The 24,244-nt window shown below is 68.0% G+C and carries 22 protein-coding genes and 1 pseudogene; 16 read left to right on the forward strand and 7 right to left on the reverse strand.

Features of this window, described 5'->3' with window-relative positions; all coding sequences use genetic code 11:
• The first annotated feature begins 58 nt into the window (after positions 1-58).
• Together NM1_RS25015 and NM1_RS25020 are read left to right on the forward strand one after the other, a co-directional pair.
• Positions 59-1,699 (forward strand): alpha/beta hydrolase, encoded by a 1,641-nt coding sequence (locus NM1_RS25015; RefSeq protein ID WP_084520005.1) that lies wholly within the window; start codon positions 59-61, stop codon positions 1,697-1,699.
• 56 nt (positions 1,700-1,755) lie between these two features.
• Positions 1,756-2,976, forward strand: a complete 1,221-nt coding sequence (locus NM1_RS25020; protein ID WP_068024490.1) for a cation:proton antiporter — start codon at positions 1,756-1,758, stop codon at positions 2,974-2,976.
• Here the strand turns inward: NM1_RS25020 and NM1_RS25025 are convergent.
• Positions 2,942-3,895: a DUF389 domain-containing protein gene (locus NM1_RS25025; protein WP_068024492.1), complete on the reverse strand. Its 954-nt coding sequence runs from the start codon at positions 3,893-3,895 to the stop codon at positions 2,942-2,944. The two genes, NM1_RS25020 and NM1_RS25025, sit on opposite strands and share 35 nt — an antisense overlap.
• Positions 3,896-4,281: 386 nt before the next feature.
• On the opposite strand from NM1_RS25025, the gene NM1_RS25030 reads away from it, so the two are divergent.
• On the forward strand, positions 4,282-4,725 hold the full coding sequence (locus tag NM1_RS25030) for a DUF4254 domain-containing protein (protein WP_068024495.1): 444 nt from the start codon (positions 4,282-4,284) through the stop codon (positions 4,723-4,725).
• Positions 4,726-4,943: 218 nt separating this feature from the next.
• Here NM1_RS25030 and NM1_RS25035 read toward each other — a convergent pair whose 3' ends face one another.
• The gene (locus NM1_RS25035; RefSeq protein WP_246011182.1) at positions 4,944-6,326 is read right to left on the reverse strand and encodes a lipase family protein; all 1,383 of its coding nucleotides are present in this window, start codon (positions 6,324-6,326) and stop codon (positions 4,944-4,946) included.
• Between the two features lie 349 nt (positions 6,327-6,675).
• Positions 6,676-8,301 carry an ATP-dependent DNA ligase gene (locus NM1_RS25040; protein ID WP_068024498.1) on the reverse strand — a complete coding sequence of 542 codons (1,626 nt, stop codon included), beginning with the start codon at positions 8,299-8,301 and terminating at the stop codon, positions 6,676-6,678.
• A 94-nt stretch (positions 8,302-8,395) separates the two neighbouring features.
• Here NM1_RS25040 and ramB point away from each other — a divergent pair, with 94 nt between their 5' ends.
• From ramB to NM1_RS43580, 8 genes and pseudogenes are all read left to right on the forward strand, one after another.
• A complete protein-coding gene (ramB, locus tag NM1_RS25045) occupies positions 8,396-9,805 on the forward strand; it encodes an acetate metabolism transcriptional regulator RamB (RefSeq protein WP_068024501.1) in 1,410 nt (469 codons plus the stop codon).
• Between the two features lie 186 nt (positions 9,806-9,991).
• On the forward strand, positions 9,992-11,269 hold the full coding sequence (gene urtA, locus NM1_RS25050) for an urea ABC transporter substrate-binding protein (RefSeq protein WP_068024504.1): 1,278 nt from the start codon (positions 9,992-9,994) through the stop codon (positions 11,267-11,269).
• Positions 11,270-11,362: 93 nt separating this feature from the next.
• On the forward strand, positions 11,363-12,247 hold the full coding sequence (gene urtB / locus NM1_RS25055; protein WP_068024507.1) for an urea ABC transporter permease subunit UrtB: 885 nt from the start codon (positions 11,363-11,365) through the stop codon (positions 12,245-12,247).
• Positions 12,244-13,374, forward strand: coding sequence for an urea ABC transporter permease subunit UrtC (urtC, locus tag NM1_RS25060; RefSeq protein WP_068024510.1), 1,131 nt, complete (start codon positions 12,244-12,246; stop codon positions 13,372-13,374). Before urtB ends, urtC begins: the two co-directional genes overlap by 4 nt.
• A 110-nt stretch (positions 13,375-13,484) precedes the next feature.
• Positions 13,485-14,264: an urea ABC transporter ATP-binding protein UrtD gene (gene urtD / locus NM1_RS25065; RefSeq protein WP_114699547.1), complete on the forward strand. Its 780-nt coding sequence runs from the start codon at positions 13,485-13,487 to the stop codon at positions 14,262-14,264.
• Positions 14,248-14,940 (forward strand): urea ABC transporter ATP-binding subunit UrtE, encoded by a 693-nt coding sequence (gene urtE / locus NM1_RS25070; RefSeq protein WP_068024516.1) that lies wholly within the window; start codon positions 14,248-14,250, stop codon positions 14,938-14,940. Before urtD ends, urtE begins: the two co-directional genes overlap by 17 nt.
• 13 nt (positions 14,941-14,953) lie before the next feature.
• Positions 14,954-15,241 (forward strand): annotated as a pseudogene (locus NM1_RS44155) (GntR family transcriptional regulator); the annotation flags it as partial.
• A gap of 12 nt (positions 15,242-15,253) precedes the next feature.
• Positions 15,254-15,838 (forward strand): FCD domain-containing protein, encoded by a 585-nt coding sequence (locus tag NM1_RS43580; protein WP_425454310.1) that lies wholly within the window; start codon positions 15,254-15,256, stop codon positions 15,836-15,838.
• Positions 15,839-15,952: 114 nt separating this feature from the next.
• Here NM1_RS43580 and NM1_RS25080 read toward each other — a convergent pair whose 3' ends face one another.
• A complete protein-coding gene (locus tag NM1_RS25080) occupies positions 15,953-17,185 on the reverse strand; it encodes an MFS transporter (RefSeq protein ID WP_068024520.1) in 1,233 nt (410 codons plus the stop codon).
• A gap of 72 nt (positions 17,186-17,257) precedes the next feature.
• On the opposite strand from NM1_RS25080, the gene NM1_RS25085 reads away from it, so the two are divergent.
• From NM1_RS25085 to NM1_RS25095, 3 genes are all read left to right on the forward strand, one after another.
• Positions 17,258-18,238: a TetR/AcrR family transcriptional regulator gene (locus NM1_RS25085; RefSeq protein WP_068024523.1), complete on the forward strand. Its 981-nt coding sequence runs from the start codon at positions 17,258-17,260 to the stop codon at positions 18,236-18,238.
• An 84-nt stretch (positions 18,239-18,322) separates the two neighbouring features.
• The gene (locus NM1_RS25090; RefSeq protein WP_068024526.1) at positions 18,323-18,862 is read left to right on the forward strand and encodes a carboxymuconolactone decarboxylase family protein; all 540 of its coding nucleotides are present in this window, start codon (positions 18,323-18,325) and stop codon (positions 18,860-18,862) included.
• Between the two features lie 99 nt (positions 18,863-18,961).
• Positions 18,962-19,855, forward strand: coding sequence for an LLM class flavin-dependent oxidoreductase (locus NM1_RS25095; RefSeq protein WP_068024528.1), 894 nt, complete (start codon positions 18,962-18,964; stop codon positions 19,853-19,855).
• Between the two features lie 36 nt (positions 19,856-19,891).
• On the opposite strand, the gene NM1_RS25100 is transcribed toward NM1_RS25095, so the two are convergent.
• Entirely contained in the window at positions 19,892-20,617 is a 726-nt protein-coding gene (locus tag NM1_RS25100) for a TetR/AcrR family transcriptional regulator C-terminal domain-containing protein (RefSeq protein ID WP_246011220.1), read from the reverse strand.
• Between the two features lie 235 nt (positions 20,618-20,852).
• Here NM1_RS25100 and NM1_RS25105 point away from each other — a divergent pair, with 235 nt between their 5' ends.
• Positions 20,853-21,236: a VOC family protein gene (locus NM1_RS25105; RefSeq protein WP_068024531.1), complete on the forward strand. Its 384-nt coding sequence runs from the start codon at positions 20,853-20,855 to the stop codon at positions 21,234-21,236.
• 21 nt (positions 21,237-21,257) lie between these two features.
• Here NM1_RS25105 and NM1_RS42495 read toward each other — a convergent pair whose 3' ends face one another.
• Both NM1_RS42495 and NM1_RS25115 read right to left on the reverse strand, forming a co-directional pair.
• Positions 21,258-22,127, reverse strand: coding sequence for a 3-methyl-L-tyrosine peroxygenase-related protein (locus NM1_RS42495; protein ID WP_147288962.1), 870 nt, complete (start codon positions 22,125-22,127; stop codon positions 21,258-21,260).
• A 17-nt stretch (positions 22,128-22,144) separates the two neighbouring features.
• Complete coding sequence (locus tag NM1_RS25115; protein WP_068024537.1) at positions 22,145-23,014, reverse strand: methyltransferase domain-containing protein; 870 nt, start codon at positions 23,012-23,014, stop codon at positions 22,145-22,147.
• Positions 23,015-23,078: 64 nt separating this feature from the next.
• Between NM1_RS25115 and NM1_RS25120 the strand changes: the two genes are divergently transcribed.
• Positions 23,079-24,200: an alpha/beta hydrolase family protein gene (locus NM1_RS25120; RefSeq protein WP_068024540.1), complete on the forward strand. Its 1,122-nt coding sequence runs from the start codon at positions 23,079-23,081 to the stop codon at positions 24,198-24,200.
• Positions 24,201-24,244: the final 44 nt, after the last annotated feature.

Raw genomic sequence — 24,244 nt, forward strand, 5'->3', positions numbered from 1 at the left:
CTGGCGCCCGAGTCGGCACACCCCGTGCCGTGGAATCGGTGCCGGAGGAGTGACGGCCATGACGAGGAGTTCCATCCACAGCCAGGCGAACGCGGACCGCGCCCGGCCTGCGCGCTCTCCCGGCGTGCGCCGCTTCAGCCTGCGCCGCGCGGCCACGGCTGCCACGGCCTTTCTGTTCGCATCGGCGTTCGTCGCCTGCTCTCAACCGGCTCCCTCGGGGCCCCATCAGCCGCCACCGGAGCTGCAGCGCTTCTACGACCAGCAATTGTCGTTCGGTCCCTGCGCGGGATATGCCACGACGGCCGCCGACGACAAGGCATTCTCCGGCAGCCCCGCGTTCCAGTGCGCACGCGTGGAAGTGCCCCTGGACTACGGCGACCCGGCGGGCCGGACCGCGCAGATCGCACTGCTCAAAGCGCCCGCGCGCGGCGAGAAGGTCGGATCACTGCTGCTCAACCCCGGCGGACCCGGCGGGCCCGGAATGAGCATGGCCGCCGTCGCCTCGAAAACCTGGGCGACCAGCCCGGTCACCGAAAAGTTCGACCTCATCGGCTTCGACCCCCGCGGGGTCGGCGCCTCCACGCCGGCCGTCGACTGCTTCACCGATGCGGAAACCGAAGCCGGCGACGCCGTGACCACGGTCGCCGTCGGAGCAGGTACCTGGACCGAGCAGGACACCCGCAGGCTGGTCGACCGGTGCGCCGAGCGCTCCGGCGGCCGGGACGTGCTCGCCCACGTCGGCACCCGCGACGCGGCCCGCGATATGGACATCCTGCGGGCGGCACTGGGCGACGAGAAGCTGACCTACCTCGGCCAGAGCTACGGCACCCGGCTCGGCGCGGTCTACGCCGAGATGTTTCCCCGGAACGTGCGGGCAATGGTCTTCGACGGCGCCATCGATCCGCGCGCCGGGACCGTCGAACGACGGATCTCACAATTCGCCAGTTTCCAGCGGTCCTTCGACGCGATGGCCGCCGACTGCGCCACCCGGCCCGACTGTCCCCTGGGCCACGATCCGGGCAGAGCTACCGAAAGATTCCAGAACATCGTCCGGCCATTGCTCGACAGGCCCATGATCACCGCCGACGGGCGGCGGTTGGGCTTCGACGAGGCCTACGGATCCGTGACCGTCGGGCTGTACGACTCCGCGGTCTGGCCCGCGATCACCAAGGGGATCGCCGAGCTCGAGGCGGGGCGGGGTGACACCCTCACCGCATTGAGTGACGCCTTCGCGGGACGCGACGCCGACGGGCATTACGGCAATTACAACGAGGCCCTCTACGCGATCAACTGTATGGACGAACAGCGCCGCACCCCCGACCAGGAGACCGATCTCAAACGCAAGATCCACGAGGCGGCCCCGTACACCGACGCCGGACGCGGCGCGGGCGGCGCACGCGACGGCTGCGAGTTCTGGCCCGCCGAACCGACTCTCGGCTATCCCTACGCCACCGGCATCGAGGGCCTGCCCGAAACCCTGACGATCTCGACCACCGGCGACCCGTCCACCCCCTACGAGGGCGGCATCAGCCTGGCCGAGGCGCTCGGCGGCACCATGCTCACCGTCGAGGGCGAACAGCACACCGTCGCACTGTCCGGCAGCAGCGACTGTGTGAACACGGCCGTCGCCGGATACCTGGTCGATCTGAAGACCCCGCCCGCCGACGCCCGCTGCAAGCTCCCGGCGCCCGGCGGGTGAGCCTATGAGTTGTGTCGTGCCGGGAGGCAGGGTGGCTGCCGTGCGACTATGGCCGGGTGTTCCTGGCGGCGGAGCAGACGGCTGACGCGGCGCCCTCGGCGATCGTGTCCTTGTTCTGGATCGCCGCGGCCGCCGCGGCCGCTCCCCTGCTCGCCCGGGCGCTGCGCGGGTTCGTGCCCGATGTGGTGATCCTGCTCGTGCTGGGGATGCTGTTCGGGCCCAATGTGATCGGGCTGGCGGGCAGCGAGGGCGGCGTCGACCTGCTGAGCGAGCTCGGGTTGGGAATGTTGTTCCTGCTGGCGGGTTACGAGCTGGATCCGCGGCTGCTGCGGGGCAAGTCGGGGCGGGTGGCGTGGTCGACGTGGCTGGTGTGCCTGGTACTGGCGTGGGTGCTGGTCTGGCTGGTGGCGCGGGACGCCGGATTCACCGCGCAGGTGGCGGTCGCGATCGCGCTCACCTCGACCGCGCTCGGCACCCTGCTGCCGATCGTGAAACAGGACGGAGTGCTCGAACAGCCCTTGGGCCGTGCGGTTCTCGCGCACGGGGCGGTCGGTGAGCTGGGCCCTATCGTCGCGATGTCGGTCCTGCTCACCAGTAGGAACACGGCGGCGGCGGTGATCGTGCTGCTGTTGTTCGTGGCCGCGGCGGCGCTGGTGTGGCTGGTTCCCACGCGCCTGTTCGAGCGAGTCCCCCGCCTGACCCGGGTCGTCACCGCGCTGGAGGGCGGGACGGCGCAGCTGCCGGTGCGGGTGGTCTTCCTGCTCCTGCTGACCCTGATGGCGGTCGCGGACGAATTCGACCTCGACGTGGTGCTGGGCGCGTTCGCCGCCGGCCTGATCCTGCGCAGCCTCGTCGCCGAGCAGTATCCGCACATCGAATCATCGTTGGAGACAGTGGGTTACGGCGTGCTGATCCCCATCTTCTTCGTCGTGTCCGGCATGGGCATCGACCCCGCCGCAGTGGCACGGAATCCGCTCACCTGGGTGGTGTTCGTGCTGGCGATCGCCGTGGCGCGCGGGATTCCGGTGTGGTTCAGCGAGCGGTTCGTGCCGCACGGCGCGAACCTGGACTACGGTCGCGAGCGCATTCAGCTGGCCCTGTACGCGGCGACGGGTCTGCCGATCATCGTCGCGGTCACCCAGGTCGCCACGAGCGCCGAACTGATGAGCGCGGACCTGGCGTCCGCGCTGGTCGCGGCGGGCGCCACGACGGTGCTGATATTCCCGCTCCTCGCGAAGGCGATCAGGCGGAACGAATCCGGCGCAACACCCGAGTGAGCGGTCCGTCCTCGCGGCTGGACCCGGGCCGCAGCGCCAGGACCAGCACCCCGGCCGCGACGATGCCGACCAGGTTGACGACCAGCTGCGCCAGCGAACTCGCCGTCACCTGCCACTTGCCGGCCACCGCCGCGGCCGCGGCGAGTCCGGCGGCGGGCACCGTGGTCACCGAGATGAACACACCCACCAGCGCGGCCGACCGAGCGGTCACCACCGCGAGCATGCCCGCCGCGCCCGCCAGCAGGGCAACCACCAGGGAGAACGGGCCGACCTCGTAAATGAAGTCGAAGCTTCGGGCGTTGTCGACATCATCGGTGGATATCCAGCCCAGGTGCCGCCAGAGCAGGGTCGCGGCCGCGGTCACCAGCATCGCCACCGGAAACGCCAGCGCGAGTACGCCTGTCGCCCGGCGGACCAGGTCGCGGTCGCGGCGGTTGAGTCCGATCGCCAGCGCCGACAGCGGCCCGAACTCGGGGCCGACCACCATCGCCCCCACGATGGTCAGCGGGGACGCCGTCGCCACACCCACCGCGGCCAGCAGCACGGCGATGGTGAGGAACGCGAAGAAGGTCGGATTGGCCTCGGCATCGCGGCGCGCCTGTGGCACGAGTTGCTGCCACACGACGGTGTCGGTGCGACCGCCGCGGACCCGGTCGACCGCGTCCCGCCCGGCGTCCGACAGCATCGAATCGACCGGTTCGAACGTGATCGCTCCCCGGTGCGGCAGCTCGAATGCGGTCAGCCCGTCGAGCACCTGGTCGGCCGCCGATCGCACCACGTCGACCTCGACGAGGTCGCCGGCGGGCTCGACTGCCACTCCCCGCGTCACGGTCACGTGCGTGGCACCGCGCTCGGCCGCCAGCAGCGCGAGCACCACCGGCGTCGTCTCGCCGGGGCAGATCACACGCAGATGCAGCAACCAGATCCCCTCACCGCCGGATGATCGGCCGAATCGCCTGCGACCACCGTAACCGCCGCGGCAGCAACCGAACCCCACATCCGATCGTGTCGCAACCGACAGGCAACCGTTCAGCCGTCCCCGGACCGCCGATCGCCTCGGCCTGCGGACGGAACGAGCATCAGCGGGCGATTGGCGCCCAGTAGCCACAGCGGCAGGATGACGACGGAGATTTCTGCCACGCTCGAGCGAAAAGTCCGTGCCGCGACCGGCTTTCGGGTGGTGCGGCGGAAAATGGAACTGACGTGCGCGGCAGGGGGCCGGTCGACGCCGTACCGCGAACAAGATCACGGGCTGGCATCGAATGTTGTTGCTGATCGGAAACATTCGGCGTGCAAGATGGCGCCGTGGAATCGCTCCCACCCAAACACAGCCTCCTGGAGGCATGCCGCGGGACCGCAGCCGAGGATCACTTCGTGCTGCGCTGTGCCTGCCGGCTGGCCGAGCTGCACGAGCAGCGGCTCGCCGTGACGCCGACCGCCGCACACGGCATCGATAGAGATCGCGCCCAGCTGGTGCACGACATAGACCATTGGGTCGCAACGGAATTACCGCGCGCACGCGGCGGCGTGCGCCTACACACCGAGACGGTCGGCACGGTGATCGATCGGCTGGCCCAGTTCTCCGCGCTGTCCTACTTCACGCTGGCCGACGCGCCCGAATGGATGGTTCGCGACGCCTCGCGGCGGCTGTCGGAGCTGGCGGCCGCGTACGACGATCTCGCCGCGGAGATCTCCGCCGGCCTGTGCCGCCTACCCAACCTCAGCGGACACCACTCCTACGACCACTGACCCCGGAAGAATTGCCGCCGGCGGCGCGAGCTTCAGCGCCGCCGGCAGCGGGATAATGGCCGGTCCCCCGTCAACACCGAGTCTGCCCAGCAACCTTGGCGGCAACCGCAACGTCGGCTGAGAACTGACTGATAATCCCGGCCAAAAGCATGCCGGGAACAAATTAGGGGTTCGGTGCCGGGATGAAGTAGGAGTTCGTGCCGAGTGGGTTGGCAGGGTCAGCGGCCCGCTTCGGTGCAGCCCGGGGGGACCAGTTGTCCGGCGAACATGCCGTCCACCCATGCGCCGGTGGCGGGGATGGCCAGGGCTCCGACGGTGAAGTGCTCGCCGGGTAGCGGGTCGAGCCGCGTGCGGGCTGCCGACCGACACCAGTCGGCATGCAGATTCTGGGCCTGCTCGAAGGGAATCCAGAACTCGTGGACACCGTGGTAGATCAACGTGGGCGCCTTCGGGGCGATCCCGCCGAGCCGGTTGTCCGCCAGTATCTTTCGCACCATCGGATGGGAACTCGGATCGGGCACGTCGGTGAGCTGCTCGACCTTCAGCGAGGCGACCACGCCGAGCACCGCCTCGCCGCCGACGCAGATATCGCGGAATGCGTGCGCCAACCGCCACCCGTCGTCGTTGAGCAGCGAGAGCAGCTCGGGATACTCCCTGGCGAGCCCGAGGGTCGCCGCCAGGAATATCCCGGATGCGATGTTGGTGCCATTCATGGTGCGCAGCAACATCTCGTAGTCGGCGGGCACGCCGCCGATCAGGGCGCCCGCCAGATTCAGTTCCGGCGCGTATTCGGACGCCAGCTGTGCCGCCCAACCGGTCGCCACGGCGCCGCCGGAGTACCCCGACACCACGATCGGCGAATTCGGTTGCAGCGCAGGAATACCGAGGTGCACCGCGGCTCGTATCGCGTCCAGGACCGCATGACCGCCCATCCGCCCGGCCGCGTACGCCTGCCGCGGCCCCTGATGGTCGGGCACGATCACGGCGTAGTTGCGCGCGAGCAGCAGCCCGATCGACAGCTGATCGGCCTGGACGCCCTCCTTGAGCTGATGCGAAGGGGTACAGCTGTTTCCGAGCGAGGAGATGGGAATGTTGTAGGAGATCAGCGGCCTGGGCCCGGCACCCTGCCACGGCGACCGGGGCATCAGCAGCGTCGCGGTCACCGGCACCGGCCTGCCCTTGGTATCGGTGGACCGGAGCAGCAGTTCGGTGGATCGCGTCGGGGTCGGAAACCAGTTCCGGACCGTGCGCGACGCGAGAACTGTTCCCGGACGGCTCTTTTCGAACCCCGAAGTCGGTGTGTAGAACTTGTCGTCCAGCGGGGTCGGGAGGATGGACGCGAGTTCGTGCGGCGGGTTGACCAGATTCTCCAGGAGGTCGGCGCGCGCGACCGACCGGCCAGTATCGAATACGACCGGAGTCAGTACCGATACCGCCGTCACGGCCGCCGCCGTCCACATCCGGGCGACCACCCGCTGCCTACCTGCCAAGTCCCGATCACTCCCCGATGTGCCAGCGCGCCGCAGCGCATCCGCCAGGTTGTCCGTTCGTTCCTCGACCAGCCCGCGTGCGCCCAGCTCCACCACCGCCAGGCGGCACACCCGATCAGCTTTGCATGCCTACCGGTTGGTTCTTGATCTCGAGATCGGCGTGCCGCCTACCGAGATGCCGAGCTGATGCACAGGCATTCCTGCCTCGAGTAGTTCCACGCTGGCTTCGCCGACGGGCCGAGCCGGACAGTGGACTACATGAGAAATCAGCGGGGGACCCGATCGCGGATACGAAGATGGCTCTGGGCGGCGATCGGTGTGGTCATCATCGTCGTCGCGGCCATCGCTATCTTCCTCCTCAGCACGGTGGAGGAACGCAACCCCTGCGCCTGCTCACATCCGGAGCCGTGGCCCACGCCGACGGCACCCGTCGAATGAGGAGTGCGCAGGGCCGACCATTTCACTCGGCAGCGGCCGGATCCGACCGTCCAGCCTCCGACCCCGGCAGCAGCGCGCGGACGGCATCGATGGTGTCGGCCTCGGCGGGTTCCTTGTCGGGCCGGTAGCGGACCACCCGCGCGAAGCGCAGCGCGACGCCGCCCGGATAGCGCGGGCTGACCTGGACCCCGTCGAGCGCGATCTCGACCACCAGCTCCGGCCGCAGGTACACGGTGTGCTCGTCACGCGCCCGCTCGTGGCGGGGGAATTCCGAGGTCTGCCACCGCAGCAGCGCATCGGTGAGGCCCTTGAAGGTCTTGCCGACCATCACCGGATCGCCGCCGTCGGGATCGCGCGCGCCCAGATGCAGGTTCGACAGGTAGCCGGTGCGGCGGCCGTAACCCCATTCGGCGCCGAGCACGAGCAGATCCAGGGTGTGGGTGGGTTTGATCTTCTGCCAGGCCCTGCCCCGGCGCCCGGCGGCGTAGGGCGCGGACAGGGACTTGACCACGACGCCCTCGTGCCCGGCGGCCAGCGCGCCGTCGAAATACGCCGCCGCCGCTTCGGCATCGGGATGGGTCAGCGACGGGATGCTGTGTGCGGCGGCTACTTTCGCCAGCGCCGCACGGCGCTCGGAGAGCGGCGCGTCCAGCAGATCGGCGCCGTCCAGATGCAGGCAGTCGAAGAAGTACGGGTGCAGCAGCAGTTCGCGGGTCGATGACGCCGCGGGGACGGCCTGGCCGAGCGCGGCGGCCTCGCTGACCGCCGGATCCGCCCCGGGCCGAACGGCGTCGGGGGTGATCGCGAAGCGGCTCATCGTCTCCTGGAACGGGCGCGGCCGCCCCGCATCCGTGAGGGCCAGCGTCTCCCCGTCGAGGACCACGCTCTCGCAGTCCAGCCCGGTGACGAGCTCCACCAGCTCCGGCACGTTGCCCGTGATGTCGCGCAGTGTCCGCGTGAAAACCCAGACGCGCGACCCCTTGCGGTGCACCTGAATTCGCGCGCCGTCCAGCTTGTGCTCCACGCTCACATCGCCGCCGAATTCGGTGAAGGCCTCTTCGAGCGTGGCGCCCGGGGAGGCGAGCATGGGCTGAATCGGCCTGCCCACCTCCAACCGGAACCCCGCCAGCGCCGGTGCGCCGCCGGTCATCGCCGCCGCGGCCGTCACCGGCAGGCGGCCGGAGAGCATATGCGCACGACGGACCAGATCGACAGGCACCTCGGCCGCCACCGCGACCGCCTCGGCCACGATCGCGGTCAGGGCGCCCTGGCGCAGCTCGCCGGTCAGCAGCCGCACGAGGAAGTCACGCTCCTCGGCGGTGGCCGCGGACAGCAGACCCTCCAGCAGTTCCTGCCTCCGCGCCGCCGAACCGGACCCGCCGGTACCCGCCAGCTCGCTCAGCGCCGCGTCCACGGCCGGAACGGTCAGGCTCGGCTCGGCGGCGGGATCGACCGCGATGGCGACCAGCGTGCGCCAACCCGTGCCGATCCGGCCCTGCAGTAAATCCCCCGATACCCACGCCACGACCTGCGCGAGCTCGTCCGGCCCGGCGTAGCCCAGCAGTTCGGCCAGCGTGGCGATCTTGGTCTTGCGTGACGACGTCGCCCGCACGGCCTGCGACGCCGCAACGACTTGCGACAACAGCACGGGTTCGACGGTAGCGCGGGGGTGTGACACATCGCTCGCACGTTTTGCTAATCAGAGGTTTGCAGACCTGCGAAACCGGCCATAAACTGGACATATGGCCAAGACTTACGTCGGGGCGCGGCTTCGTCAGCTGCGCACCGAACGAGGGCTGAGCCAGGTCTCGCTCGCCAAGAAGCTGGAGATCTCGGCGAGCTACCTCAATCAGATCGAACACGATGTGCGCCCGCTCACCGTACCGGTGCTGCTGCGCATCAGCGAGGTGTTCGGGGTCGACGCCGGTTTCTTCTCCTCCCAGGACGACACCCGGCTCATCGCCGAGCTGCAGGAAGTGGTGATGGACCAGGAACTCGGCATCGAGGCCGACGCCCAGGAGATCGCCGATATGGTCTCCGCGCATCCGAGCCTGGCCCGCGCGATGGTCAACATGCACCGCCGCTTCCGCAACACCACCGCCCAGCTGGCCGCCGCCACCGAGGACCGCTTCTCCGACGGCAGCGGCTCCGGGGCCATCTCCCGCCCGCACGAGGAGGTGCGCGACTTCTTCTATCAGCGGCAGAACTACATTCACGAATTGGATACCGCCGCAGAGGAACTCGCCACCCGGATGCGTTTCCACGGCGGCGACCTCAAGCGCGAGATCGCCCGTCGGCTCACCACCGCGCACGGTGTGCAGATCGTCGAGCGCATCGATCTCGGCGAGGGCGTACTGCACCGATTCGACACCGAGGCCCGGCGGCTCGAGATCGCCCCGCACCTGTCGGGCGGCCAGCGGGTGTTCAAGCTCGCCGCCGAGCTGGGTTATCTGGAATGCGGCGATCTGATCGAAAAGCTGGTCGAGGAGGGCAATTTCGCCTCCGACGACTCTCGCACGCTGGCACAGCTCGGGCTGGCCAACTACTTTGCCGCCGCCCTGGTGCTGCCCTATTCGTATTTCCACGAGGTCGCCGAGAACTTCCGGTACGACATCGAGCGGCTGTCGGCCTTCTTCACCCAGAGTTACGAGACCGTGTGCCACCGGCTTTCGACGCTGCAGCGGCCGAAGCTGCGCGGGGTGCCGTTCTCGTTCGTGCGCGTCGACCGCGCGGGAAACATGTCGAAACGGCAGTCCGCCACCGGTTTTCACTTCTCCTCCAGCGGCGGCACGTGCCCGCTGTGGAACGTGTACGAGACCTTCGCCTATCCGGGGCGGATCATGACCCAGATCGCCCAGATGCCCGACGGCCGCAAGTATCTGTGGATCGCCCGCACCGTGGAGCGACGGGCCACCCGCTACGGCGAGCCCAGCAAGACCTTCGCCATCGGGCTCGGCTGCGAGCTGCGGCACGCGGGCCGGGTCGTCTACGCCGACGGCCTGGATCTCAACGATCCCCAGGCCACCCCGATCGGTGCGGGCTGCCGCGTCTGCGAGCGCACGAACTGCCCACAGCGGGCCTTCCCGCCGCTGGGCAAGTCACTCGATATCAGCGAGCATCGCAGCTCGATCTCGCCGTACGTGTTGCGATAATTCGAGTCCGGGCGAAGTTGATCTAGAAACGGACAAAATTCACATTCCCGAAACGTCGGCAACACGGTTGTCACCGGGAAATATTCGGGCGCAACACTTCCCACTTACTCTTCGGCGCACGGATACAGCCGCTGTATACAACGCGGGTGTCGCCGCACTCTTGATGAAGTAAGAAGGGTTCCGCCCATGTCAGATTCTCGTGACACTCGTCGTCACCGCTCCCGCCGCCTGGTCAGGATCGTGGCCGCACCGACCGCAGTCGCGCTGTCGGCCCTGCTGCTGACCGCCTGCGGTGCCCGCGACGACGCCGAAACCGGCTCGGCCGCAACGTCGTGCGTCGACACCTCCAAGGACACGATCAAGATCGGATCCCTGCACTCGCTGACCGGGACTATGGCCATCAGCGAGGTCACCGTCGCCAACTCCACCAAGCTGGCGGTCGACCAGGTCAATGCCGCGGGCGGGGTGCTGGGCAAGCAGATCCAGATAGTGCCCGAGGACGGTGCGTCGGACCCGAAGACCTTCGCCGAGAAGGCCGAGAAACTGATCAGCTCCGACTGTGTCGCAGCGGTTTTCGGCGGCTGGACCTCGGCCAGCCGCAAGGCGATGAAGCCCAAGTTCGAGGCGCTGAACTCGCTGCTGTTCTACCCGGTGCAGTACGAGGGCCTGGAGGACAGCAAGAACATCTTCTACACGGGCGCCACCACCAATCAGCAGATCCTGCCCGCCCTGGACTATTTGAAGCAGAAGGGCGTCAAGTCGCTGTATCTGGTCGGCAGCGACTACGTGTTCCCGCAGACCGCCAACCGCGAGATCAAGGCCTACGCGGCGGCGAACGGGATCGAGATCAAGGGCGAGGACTACGCGCCACTGGGCTCCACCGATTTCTCCACAATCGTCAACAAGGTGCGAAATGCCAAGGCGGGCGCGGTATTCAACACCCTCAACGGCGACTCCAACGTGGCATTCTTCCGCGAATACGCCAATGCGGGCCTCAAAGCCGCTGACATGCCGGTGGTTTCGGTATCTATCGCCGAGGAGGAGGTCACCGGCATCGGCCCGCAGAACATCGCCGGTCAGCTGACCGCCTGGAACTATTACCAGACAGTCGACAGCCCGCAGAACAAGGCGTTCGTCGACGCCTACAAGTCGGTATTCGGCGCCGCCAAACCCACCTCCGATCCGATGGAGGCCGCCTACACCTCGATATTCCTGTGGAAGAACATGGTCGAGAAGGCGAAGTCGTTCGCGGTGACCGATGTGCAGAACGCCGCCGACGGCGTCAGCTTCGACGCTCCCGAGGGCACCGTGACCGTCGACGGATCCAACCACCACATCACCAAGACCGCGCGGATCGGCGAGATCCGCCCGGACGGCCTGATCTACACAGTGTGGGACTCCGGCAAGCCCATTGCGCCGGACCCGTACCTGAAGTCCTACGAGTGGGCCAAGGGCCTGAAGTAGCAGACGGCCATCGATGAGGGGCGGTGTGGTCCCGTCCGCGTATCGGGCGGACGGGACCACACCGGCTGATCGAGCGAAATCGAGGTAATCCCTATGGAAGTGGCGATCGGCCAGCTGTTCACCGGCCTGAGCCTGGGATCCATTCTGCTGCTGGCGGCGCTGGGCCTGTCGTTGACCTTCGGTCAGATGGGCGTGATCAATATGGCGCACGGCGAATTCATCATGGCGGGCTGCTACACGACCTTTGTCGTGCAGCAGGTCGTGCACGCGACGGGTGTGGCACTCGTCGTGTCGCTGTTCGCGGGATTCCTGGTCGGCGGCCTGCTGGGCGCCGCCCTGGAAGCGGGCCTGATCCGCTGGATGTACGAGCGACCCCTGGACACCCTGCTGGTGACCTTCGGCGTCGGACTGATCCTGCAACAATTGGCGCGCAACATATTCGGCGCACCGGCCAAGAACGTGGTCGTTCCCGAATGGTTGTCCGGCGGCCTCACCATCGCCGGGACCGTGGTGCCCAAGACCCGCATCTTCATCCTGGTGCTCGCCGTCGTCGCGGTGGTCGTGCTGGCCGCCGCACTGAAGACGACTCCGCTGGGGCGGCGCATCCGGGCCGTCGTGCAGAACCGCGACCTCGCCGAAACCAGTGGCGTGTCCAGCCGTTCGACCGACGTCGGCACATTCTTCATCGGATCGGGTCTGGCCGCCGTGGCCGGTGTCGCGCTCACGCTGATCGGATCGACCAGTCCGACCATCGGACAGAGCTATCTCGTCGACGCGTTCCTGGTCGTCGTGATCGGCGGGCTCGGTCAGATCAAGGGCACCGTGCTGGCGGCTTTCGCACTGGGACTGCTGAATTCGTTCATCGAGTACTCCACCACCGCATCCGTGGCGAAGGTGATCGTGTTCGTGCTGATCGTGGTCTTCCTGCAGGTGCGGCCGCAGGGGCTGTTCACGGTCCGGACGAGGAGCCTGGCATGAGCGGCCTCCTGCAGCGTCCGGCGCTGCGCACACCGGTCGGCTTCGCGCTCGCCGCCGTGCTGCTGTTCGCGGTGGCCCCCGCCGTCCTGAGCGATTTCCGGCTCGGCCTGCTGGCGAAGTTCCTGTGCTTCGCCATCGTGGCGGTCGGCATCGGATTGGCCTGGGGCCGAGGCGGAATGCTCACCCTCGGCCAGGGCGTGTTCTTCGGAATCGGCGCCTACATCATGGCGATGCATATGCAGCTGGCCGACGCCGCACGGCTGAAACAGGACGTCCCGGAGTTCATGCAGATCGCCGGGATCTCCGAATTACCTTCGTACTGGCTGCCTTTCGCATCCGCTCCGGTGGCGATCCTGGCCATTCTGCTGCTGCCCGCCCTGCTCGCCGCGGCGCTCGGGTTCGGGGTCTTCAAGCGACGGGTCAAGGGCGCCTACTTCGCGATCCTGTCGCAGGCGCTGACCGCCGCGCTGGCCATCCTGCTCACGGGACAGCAGACCATCGGCGGCTTCACCGGGCTCAGCGACTTCCGCGCCTTCTTCGGCTTCCGGCTCGACGATCCGGTGAACCGGCGGATGCTGTTCTTCATCGCGGCCGCCGCGCTGCTGCTGGTCGTCGCCGTGGCGCGGCAGCTGATGCACAGCCGATACGGGGAGTTGCTGGTGGCGGTGCGTGACCAGGAGGAACGCGTGCGCTTCCTCGGCTACGATCCCGCCAATATCAAGATCGTCGCGTACGTGGTGGCGGCCTTCTTCGCCGGCATCGCCGGTGCGCTGTTCACTCCGATCGTCGGCATCATCTCCCCGGCCGATATCGGCGTCGTGCCGTCGATCGTCTTCCTCATCGGCGTCGCGATAGGTGGCCGCACCACGCTGCTCGGGCCGGTACTCGGCGCGATCGGCGTGGCATGGGCGCAAACCACGTTCTCCGAGCACTTCCCGTCCGGGTGGACCTATCTGCAGGGCGTGCTGTTCATCGTGGTGGTCGGATTCATCCCGGCCGGGCTGGCCGGAATATGGCCGATGGCAAGGGAATTGGCCGAGCGGTTCCGGCGACCGGCCACGGCGGAGGCGCCGGCACCGGCCGAGGTGGGAGACACCGTGGAAGAGAAAAAGGTTGAGGCACGATGACCGGCAATCATCCGGAGGAGACGGTCGCCCGAGCCGAATCGGAATCGGTGCCTGCCGCGACCACGGCGGGCGCACCGAGCCCCGGTCCGAAGTTCGGCGGCACCGGGGGAATGGACAGCGAGTACCTCGAGATCATGGGTCTCTCGGTCGATTTCGACGGATTCAAAGCGGTGTCGGACGTGGATCTGACGGTGCTGCAGGGTGATCTCCGATTTCTGATCGGCCCCAACGGCGCGGGCAAGACCACGCTGATCGACGCGATCACGGGCCTGGTCCCCGCGACCGGCTCGGCGCAGAAGTCCGGCGTGGAACTGCTGGGCCGCAAGGTTCACCGGATCGCCCGGCTGGGCATCGGCCGCACCTTTCAGACCGCCAGCGTCTTCCAACAGCTCACCGTGCTGCAGAATCTCGATATCGCCGCGGGCTCCGGGCGCTCGCCGCTCACCCTGCTGCGGCGGCGGCGAGAGGTGCTGCCGATCATCGAATCCGCCTTGGAGACCACGGGTTTGACCGAGTTGCGCGATCAGCCGGCCGGAGTGCTCGCGCACGGGCAGAAGCAATGGCTCGAGATCGGCATGCTGCTCGTGCAGAACGCCTCGGTTCTGCTGCTCGACGAACCGGTGGCCGGGATGAGCGCAGAGGAGCGCGACGAAACGGGAAACCTGCTGCGGCGCATCGGGTCCGATCGTGTCGTCATCGTCGTCGAGCACGATATGGATTTCATGCGAGCGTTCGCGACCTCCGTGACCGTGCTCGCCGGTGGCCGGGTGCTCAGCGAGGGCACGGTCGAGCAGGTGCAGGCCGACCCGAAGGTCCAGGAGGTCTATCTGGGAACCGCGGCCGCCGCCGCAACCTACGGCGAGGAGGCAGCCGATGCTGGAACTCGTTGACGTCCATGCCGGTTACGGCCGCACCGAGGTCGTGCGCGGGGTATCTCTGACCGTTCCGGACGAGGGCGTCGCCGCCGTCATGGGTCATAACGGCGCCGGCAAGACGACCCTGCTGCGGGCCGCCGTCGGGCTGCTGCCGGTCCGATCCGGGCAGATCCGCTTCGACGGCGAGACGGTCACGAAGCTCTCACCGTCGCGGCGGGTGCGGCGCGGGATGGCCTATGTTCCGCAGGGACAGCAGTGCTTTCCCCAGCTGACGGCCGCGGAGAATCTGCAGGTCGTCGCCGACGGGCGCAAGCGAGGCAAGACGCTGATCGATGAAGCGCTGGACCTGTTTCCGGCGCTGCGCGAACTACTCGACCGCAAGGCCGGACTGCTGTCCGGGGGTCAGCGTCAGCAGCTGGCCATCGCGCGGGCTCTCGTCACGGAGCCCAAGCTGCTGATCCTCGACGAGCCGACGGAGGGCATCCAGCCGTCGGTGGTCGCCGAAATCGAGCGCACGGTCATGGAACTCACGCGCCGCGGTGGTCTGAGCGTGCTGCTGGTGGAGCAGCACATCGGCTTCGCGCTGGAGGCCGCCGGGCGCTACTACGTGCTGCAATCGGGCCGGATCGCCTCCTCGGGCGCGGGCGGGGCGGGCGCCGAAGCGTCCGTCCGCGCGGCGATGGCCATCTGACGGGACGGACGAGATGGCGCGCAGGGGGCGTATCTCGTTGGGAGAGCGGGTCTACCGCTCGCTGTGCCGGGACCTGGCGGCAGGCGCGCTCGACCCCACCGTGCGTCTGGGCGAGGAACGCCTCGCCGAGGCGTACCGGGTCTCGCGGACACCCGTGCGGGAGGCGCTGGCCCGCTTGCTGTCCGACGGCCTGGTGGAACGCCGCGACAACGGGCTGTATCCGTATCGGCCGCGCCTCGATGAACTGGGTGACCTGTACGAATTGCGAATCGTTCTGGAGACGCGCGGAATTCAGCGCGTCCGATCCGCCGTTCTGCGGGACAGCCGGGCGCATGGGGATATCGACCGCACCGGAGACACGACCGCACCGGAGACGTTCGGCGGCAGTCGGTTCGGATCACCGTCCGCCCTCGAAGTCGAGGCCGCGACTCTCGGGGCCGATGCGACGGCGGTGCCGGAGACGACGGCCGATCCGGCGATCATCGCTGTCGCCCGGTCGGGTACGACATCGCACGATCAACTGGCAGTTCGACGGGAACTCGACCACTGGCGCCGCCTGCGCGACAACCCGCCCGAGGCGGGGCCCGGACTCGTCGCCGCGGACGAGCAGTTCCACGCCACTCTGCTGACGGCGGCGGGAAATTCGGCACTGGCCGACGCCCTGATCACCGTGCACGCCAAGATCCGACCGATCCGCTCGCTGGACATGCCGACCCCGGACCGGATCGCGGCAATGACCGCCGAACACATCGCGATCGCCGAACACATCCTCACCGGCGACCTGGACCGTGCGCTGGACACCTTGCTCACCCACATCCTGCGTTCCCGGGCCAACGTGCTGGCCCGCGCTCGCAGGGCCCTCGAACTCACCAAACTCGGCCAGGCTCTGCGGGATTGACATCGGGTGTCACCGACATGCCGTGGCCGCCGCAGCCTCGCGCCACCAGGTCCCCGCGGGTGGCGGCGCGGGACGCGAGGTATTCGGCGTGGTCGCACTGCCACCGATTCGGCACTACCGGGCCGCCTGTGCCCGTTGCAGGCGCATGCCGACCAGGGTCAGGGCGAAGGCCGTCACGAGCAGTGCGGCCAGCGACCACGCGAGCATCGGAAACCCGTGCGGGGCAGCGGCTGCCGCGACCAGCGGGCCGACGGTGGCGCCCACGTAGAAGCTGAACATCGCGACCGACATGGCGGCGGCGCGGGCCTCGCCGCCGAGTTCACCGGCGCTCTGCAGCACCGCGGGGGCGATCGTCCCGAGACCGCCCACCAGCACGGCGAGCAGCACCGTCAGCAGCGCGAGATGGCTGCCCGCGAAGGCAGCGAGCACCATCGCGGTCGCCGCGATCAGCACGCCGAGCACGATCTGCCCCGGTTTGGACAACCGCGCCAGCGGCACCGCCAGCACCGGCAGCAACGCCATCACCGGCAGCGCACCGGCGCGCAGCGTCAGCAGTTCCCCGGAACCGTGGACCAGACCCGTGAGCTCGATCCCGGTGTAGATCCCGACCATGACCGCCATCGCCAGCGCACCGGCCACCAGCATCGGCAGCAGCGGCCGGATCCGCAGCACCGCGGGGATCGCCGAATAGCTGTGCCGCAGTGGCTGATCCGCGCCCGTCGGGGCGTCGGCGAGCATGACCGCCCGCAGCAGCGCCGCCAGCACCACGAAGGCCACGGCCGAGGCCACGAACACCGCGCGCCACGGGAACGAGGCCACCATCGTCTGTGCGGCGATCTGCGCCACGACGGTCGCGGCGAGGAACGAGGTGGAGACCGACATGGTCGCCACGGGTCGGTGCGCGGGGGCGATCCGGGTACCGACGTAGGCCATGATCGCGGGCGGAATCGATCCGACGATCAGTCCCTGCACGATGCGCAGGCCGATCGCCACCGGGGCCGAGAAGGCCAACCCGGTCAACAGTGTGACCACCGCGGCGATCATCATCCCGGTCACCAGCACCCGGCGGTGACCGAACCGGTCGGACAGCGGGCCGAACAGGACGAAGCCGCCCGCATAGCCGAAGGCGAAGGCGCTGATGATCCAGGTCATCACGCTCGCACCCACCTGCCAGTCCGACTGCATGGCCGTGAACATGGGGATCGGCACGTACATCTGACCGGTGGCGAGCAGGGCGGACAACACGAATACCGGGAGGGTGCGCCCCGTGTGGGCGCGGGGTGACGCGCCCGCGGAGCGCGAGACGGCCGGTGTGTCGGCCCGATTCGTGACGGTGGTTGTTGCCATGGCGACGAAGGTAAGCCCATTTCACTCGAACGTCAACCGAATAGTTGGTTGGAGGCTGGTAAAGTTCTTCCCATGACCGCTCCGACCAAGCGCAGCGACGCGACCAGGCAGGCGCTGCTGCGCGCCGCCCGCGACGAGTTCGCCGAATACGGCCTGGCCGGCGCGCGCGTCGATCGCATCGCCGAGGCCGCCGGGGTGAACAAGGAACGCATCTACGGGCTGTTCGGCAGCAAGGACAAGCTGTTCGACGTCATCCTCATCGAGTCGCTGGACGAGTTCACCGATGTCGTGCAGCCGCTGGCCGATACCGAGCCCGGCGACTACGTGGGCAAGCTGTTCCGCTACCACCGCGACAATCCCCAACTGCTGCGACTGCTGCTGTGGGAGGCGCTGCACCGCGGTGCCGACGCGCACGATGTCGACGGCCGTCGAGACGAGCTGTACGCACGCAAATTCGCCCGCGCCCAAGAGCAATTCGGCGTGGACGAACGCGCGGCGGGCCGGGTCCTGCTGGCACTGTGCGGCCTGGCCGCCTGGACCCACGCGGTACCGCAGACCACCCGGCTGCTGCTCGGCCCCGCGGCCGATGACACCGCGGCGACGCAGGAGTTTCTGCAGGAGTTCGCCCGCGCCGCGATGCGCCGCGAAGCACCGGTCAATCCATTGATCACCACCACAACCGAATCCGCTTCGACCGCCGACGCCGCCGAGCCCGTTCCGACAACCAACCCTGCCGAGCTCCGCCGGACCGGCACCGCACGCGAACTCACCCCGAGCAGCAATGCGCCCGAATCCATTCCGAGCGGCGATGCGGGCGACCGCACTCCGACAACGCGCGAAGCGGCCGCGCCTTCCACTGCGGCGACCCGCGATGTGGTCGGCGAGGCCGCTGCGCGTCTGCGCGCCGCGCAGGCCGAGGCCGACGCCGCGCGCGCCGAACTGGCCGAAGCGCTGCGTGGCGCGCACGCGGAAGGCGCGGGCGCCAACGAACTCGCCCGGCGGGTCGCCGGCACGATGTCCCGCCCTGTCGTGCTGAAACTGCTTGCCGAGTAGACCGCGTCGTTCTAGCCACCCTGTCGGCGAACATTGTTGTTCACAATGTCTGGTACCGGCCCGAGCAGGCTGTTAGCGTGAGGCATGGTGTCGACGAAGCCACGCATCGAACCGGGCCGCCTGCGTGAATTGGGGCCCGTCAATTGGGTTGTATGGCAGGTGATTTCACGCGCGGCGGGTACGGCCGACGCACATCTGTTCAGCACCCTCGGCCGCACCGGCGGGCTGTTCCGCGGCTGGCTGCACTACTCCGGGCGGCTGATGCCCGGCGGGAAACTGCCGCGCTACGAGACCGAACTGGTCATCCTGCGGGTGGCGCATCTGCGCCAATGCGAATACGAGACAGATCATCACGTCCGCCTGGGCAAGCGGGCCGGCGTCACCCGCGAGATCCTGGACCGCCTGCGCACCGGACCGGACGCGCCCGGCTGGCCCGCCAAGGAGCGGGCCCTGCTGTCGGCCGTCGACCAACTGGTGCGGGCCCGCGATATCGACGACATCACCTGGTCGGCCCTCGCCGATCACTACGACGAACGCCGGCTCATCGAAATCGTGCTGCTGGTCAACCAGTACGAGGGCCTGGCCAGCACCATCACCACCTTGCGCGTGCAAACCGACCACTAGCGCGGCGCCGGTGGGATCGCCTCGCCCCGACAGCGTCGCGTCGTTCGAGGGAGCGAAATCCGATCGATGTTGTCGGTGCCGTCTGGTACCGATCACTGTATGACGATCCTGGGCGCGGTATCTCTTCCACAGGTTCCACCGGAGCGACTGCGCGAGGTGGCGCACGTGGCCGAACAGTCCGGCCTCGAGGAGCTGTGGTTGTGGGAGGACTGCTTCCTCGGGGGCGGAATCGCCACGACCGCCACGGCGCTCGCGAGCACCGAGCGGCTGCGCGTCGGAATCGGCGTACTGCCGGTCCCGCTGCGCACCGTGGCCGCCACGGCCATGGAGATCGCCACGCTGGAACGCCTCTTCCCAGGCCGCGGCGTCTGGTGTGTCGGCCACGGCGTGCAGGACTGGATGGGGCAGATCGGCGCGCGGGCCGAATCCCCGGTCACCCTCCTCCGCGAGTACGTCGACGCCCTGCGCGGCCTGCTCGCCGGTGAGCGGCTGACCACGGACGGCCGCTATGTCCGGCTCGACGACGTCGCGCTCGACTGGCCCCCGGCGCAGGCGCCCGACATCATCTCGGCCGCAACAGGTCCCCGCACGCTGCGCCTGGTCGGCGAGATCGCCGACGGAGCCATCCTCACCGCGGGCACCTCCGCCGCCGCGCTGCGCCGGGCGGTCGCGCTGCTGAGCGAGGGCCGCGCGAAGGGCGATCGCTCCGGCAGCGGGCGTGTGCTGGCCAATCTCTCGACGGCGACCGGGCCCGACGCCCTGGAACGCCTCCGCGCCGACATGCTCCGGATGGGTCGCGAATCCATCGACGGAGTCGGGGCCGCCGACGAGGACGGCGTCGGTGTCGCGGGCGACGCACACGCCGTCGCGGACGCCGTAGCGCGCCTCGCCGACGCCGGCGCCGACACGGTCATCCTGCAGCCCACCGCGGACGCCGACCCGATCGACTTCATCCGCTTCGCCGCCGAGCAGGTCCGCCCCCTCGTCCCCTGACACCCGCATGCGGCGCGCTCGATGCGCCGAAGTCGTTCAGCGGGTGGGTTTTTCGATCAGGGCGGCCAGGCCGTCGAGGACTCGGGCCAGTCCGAAATCCCACGCGTGGTCGGCGGAGTAGGCGCTGTCGTGAGCCTGGCCCGCGGCGGAGCCGACGCGGGCGCCGAGGGGGTAGCGGTCGGGGTCGAAGACGCGCTCCAGGACGGGTGCCGTGCGCTCCCACCACTCGCGGTCGGATATGCCGCTGTCGGTTGCGGCGCGCGCGGTGTCGATCGCGATGCGGGCGACCGAGGTGACGAATCCGAGCAGGTAGGTGAGGGCGGCGTCCATCTCGACGTCGTCGAGGCCGAGCCCGTCGAAGGCCCGCAGCTCGTGGTCGTATTTGGCGGCCACGCCCGGCCCGAGCGGCGGGCGCGTGGTGGGGACGTAGGCGACCCAGGGATGACGCACGAGCAGCTCGCGGTTTTCCGCGGCCACTGCGGAAACCCTTTTCCGCCAAGGCAATCCGGCGATGTTCGCGCGGGGCATCTGCCGATAGACGGAGTCGAGCATCAGGTCCAGCAACTCGGCCTTGCCCGGCACGTAGGTATAGGTGGCCATCGGCGTCAACCCCAGCCGAGACGCGACCGCCCGCATCGTCAACGCATCGAGTCCTTCGGCATCGGCGATGTCGACCGCCGCCGCGACCACCTCGTCGATACTGCTGCGCTGCTTCGGGCCACGCCCGGAGGTCCGCGCGGGTTCACGCCACAGCAGTTCCAGAGTGCGAGCCGGATCGCCCGCACTGCTGCGCTCGCCGCGCCCGCGCCGACCGCTGCCGGGCGGCCGTACCGCCGCGTCGCCCACCTCGGACCGCCCGTCCCGCTCACGCACTGTCCTCGCACCTCCGTTCCCGATCGTATCGGCGTGATCAGGCTCACAATGCAGCCTTCCGGAAAGTTGTCTACAAAGTACAGCGTACTACGTACAGAGTTAATCGGGACCTCCAGGAGGCACCATGAAGATCACCGCATCCGCCCTCTCCCTGAACGTGCCCGACCCGGAGGCATCGGCGAAGTTCCTCACCGAGCACTTCGGCTTCGAGGTGCAGATGTCCGAAGACGGCTTCGTCTCGCTGACCCGCCCCGACGCCGGGTTCAACATCGTCTACCTGCGCACGGGCCTGTCGACCTTCAAGCCGGAACGCATCGCCGGTAGCGCAGGCCAGGGCACCCTCGTGGCCTTCGTCGTCGACGACATCGAGACCGAATACCAGCGCGTCCAACGCGAAGGGGTGCCGATCGCAACACCCATCGAAACCGAACCGTGGGGCGAACGCTACTTTCAGACCCTCGACCCCAACGGCATCGTCATCCAACTCGTCCAGTGGGTGAACGAGTAACGCTGTCTGTTCGGCCGTTCCCTATTCGGCTGGTTCGTATTGGAATGAATTCCGGACGTAGGTTTCCAGGCGGTCCAGAGTCGATAGGCTTTCCCGGTGAAACCGATCGATGGGCGCGTTCCTCGTTTTGCCGATCTGCTTCCATGCGCACGGTACGGGTAGTGGATGCTGTCTCAGGTCCGATCGGACCTGAGACAGCCTGGCCAGCAGCTGTGCGGCGAACTCCCGGTGGCACAGGGAGGTGCGGGTGACGCGGAAGAAGCCGTCGTAGGTGCGGCGTTGCGTCGCCGTCGGCGGGACGCTGGAGTCGAGACCGGACTCGCGTAACAGGGACTTCCCTTCGGGAACCAGGCGCTCGGCGACGGCCATATGAATTTTGATATTTTCCTTGACTGCCTTCGTGATCGGCTGCCGCACGGCGGGGGCGGTAGATTTCCGAATGCATTTGAGTAGCGGGCCTATAGCTTCCTGGTCCGGCGCCCATCGCCCACTGAATGCGGGGTCCGCAGCCATCATCTGCGGACGTATCGTCGAGTTGTAAGTGTCCGGGGAGCAGCTCCCGCTGTACAACAGCAGCAGGGAATACGCGTCGTATAGCGTCGCGATAATGCATGCATTGCCCGGACGGGAGTGTGGCACGTCGAGAAATTCGTGCATTGCTTCGACGAGGCAGCGCCAAACGCAGAATACCAATTGGTGACCGGCGATCCAGCGGTACTGCGCCAGTTGCCGATAATCCACAGCTGGCGCATGTTCCCACAAGATCTCGTGGCGGCATGAATCCTGGAGTGAGCCATCGGCATGACAACAGGACTCGAATTCCACCCCCGGCGACGGAAGGTACAGGCTCAGGTGGGCACAATCAGGAGATGGTTCTATCGAAATAGACACGATAACTCCTAGATGTCCTAGGCTGTCGATACTATCGCGGTCGCTTTCATGAAAGTGACGGATAACACGCCTTCCGAGGCGGTCCGATACAGGTCGGAAATTCCCTGATCCCAATCGTCGCGCGAGATGTATCCGGAACCTGTCGCTTTATCGCGTACCGCTTCGATCATCGGTATATGGGTATTTCGAGCGAATTCTTTGGCGTACCGCGGGGAGTCCGAGTCGACGCGGATCGGCCTCGGAAATGTGACGATATCGGCGTACCCGGACTCGGCCAGAAGGCCGTGGAGCTTGCGTCCGACGAGCGCATCGCCGTCGGCGTCCGACTGCACCCGGACCAGGCTGTCTATCACCTTGCGGGCATATGCGCTGTCCGGGCGGAACGAGTCGAAGCCGTGATCACCCTCGACAAGGGTGATACTCCCGCCCGGCCGCAGCACACGCCGCAGCGACCGCAGTATCCGCGCGGGCGAGCGCACATGCTCCAGGACGAAGCACACGAAGACATGATCGAAACTGTCCTCGGCGAACGGCGGCTCGTACAGGTCTCCCCCGACCCACTCGACATTCGCCTCCGGCATGCATGCCGCCACCCGGGAGCGCGCAATATCCAGGGATGCCCGACTGCGGTCCAGGCCGGTGAGCGCAATCTCCGGGCTGCGCCGAAGCAGATGCACGGTCTGCGCGCCCACACCGCACCCGGCTTCCAATACGCGCGCCCCCGCTGTAAATCTCGTCCCGTCGTGTACCATCGCCGCGAGCAAATCAGCTTGTTCTACCAATCGCTCCGCCTCGTCCTCGCCGTAACCGTGCACATAGTCGACGGGGGAATTTCCGGTCGTGGTTTCGATGTCCGTAATTTCCACAGCGGGATCATTGCTGAACATTTGCTCAGAATACGTGGGGGTACGCGAGACGCGTGGACGTCGACAGGGTGTCAAGAAAGGACGCATGAAAGCAAGGAATTGGATAGCGGCCGCGGCGGTGAGCATCGCGACGATCGCCGCGGCGGGCGCGACCGCCACCCATGTCGGGGCTGCCGAGCCGGGATCCGTCACCGCGGCCACCGATCTGGCCGACTACCAGTGGATTCCCGGAGCTGCCTCGGCGAAGCGAGCGGTGTACTGGACGCAGACTTCGCAGGATCGCCCGGCGCTGTCGAGCGGAGCGCTGTTCGTACCGCACGGCAGCCCGCCCGCGGGCGGATGGCCCGTGGTGGCGTGGGAGCACGGCACGGTGGGACGAGCGGATGCGTGCGCGCCCTCCAGGACCGACTTCACGATGTATCGCGACTACATCGGGACCTTGCTGGCGCGCGGTTACGCCGTCGCCGCGACGGACTACCCCGGCCTGGGCACACCCGGCGACCACCCGTACCTCGACGGCCGGGCCGCCGCGTATTCGGCGGTCGACATGGTCCGGGCCGCCCGCACGATCGACGCATCCCTGTCACCTCGGTGGGTCGCGGTCGGACATTCTCAAGGTGGGCACGCGGCACTGTTCACCGCGTCCGTGGCCACCGCGTACGCGCCGGAACTGGACTACCGCGGCGCGGCAGCGCTCGCCCCCGCCAGCGGCATTGTCGACAGGATGCTGCCGCTCGGCGGCCCCGGCGTCCCGGAACCGGACGCGCGCATGAAGACCGCCCTCGGCTATCTTCTCGGCGGCCTGCACACCGCGCGTCCCAATTTCGACCCCACCGACTACCTGACCCCCGTGGGCAGGCGGGTCGTGGCGGACGGCGACCGATTGTGTTCCGATGACATGACCGCACGCCTCGAGCACGTACAGGTGGCCGATATGCTCGGAAAACCGTTGTCCGACGGTGAATTCGAGCAGGTCGCACGTCCCGTCCTCGATGTGCCCACCACCGGGTACGACCACCCGCTGATGATCTTCCAAGGTACGGACGATATCGACGTGCCCGCCTCCGGCGTATCGAAACAAGCCGCCGTGCTGCGCGCCGACGGTGTCCGGCTCGACCTGCGCAGGTACCCGGGAGTCGGCCATATGCAAGTCCTCGAGGCATCCGCGGACGACGTCGATTCCTTTCTGCGACAACTACTCCGGTAGTCGCGCCCGGGGCGGATCATCGATCCGCCCCGTCTCGTTCCCGT

Origin of the sequence: Nocardia mexicana NBRC 108244, from assembly GCF_001613165.1 — a bacterium.
Taxonomy (GTDB): Bacteria; Actinomycetota; Actinomycetes; order Mycobacteriales; family Mycobacteriaceae; genus Nocardia; species Nocardia mexicana.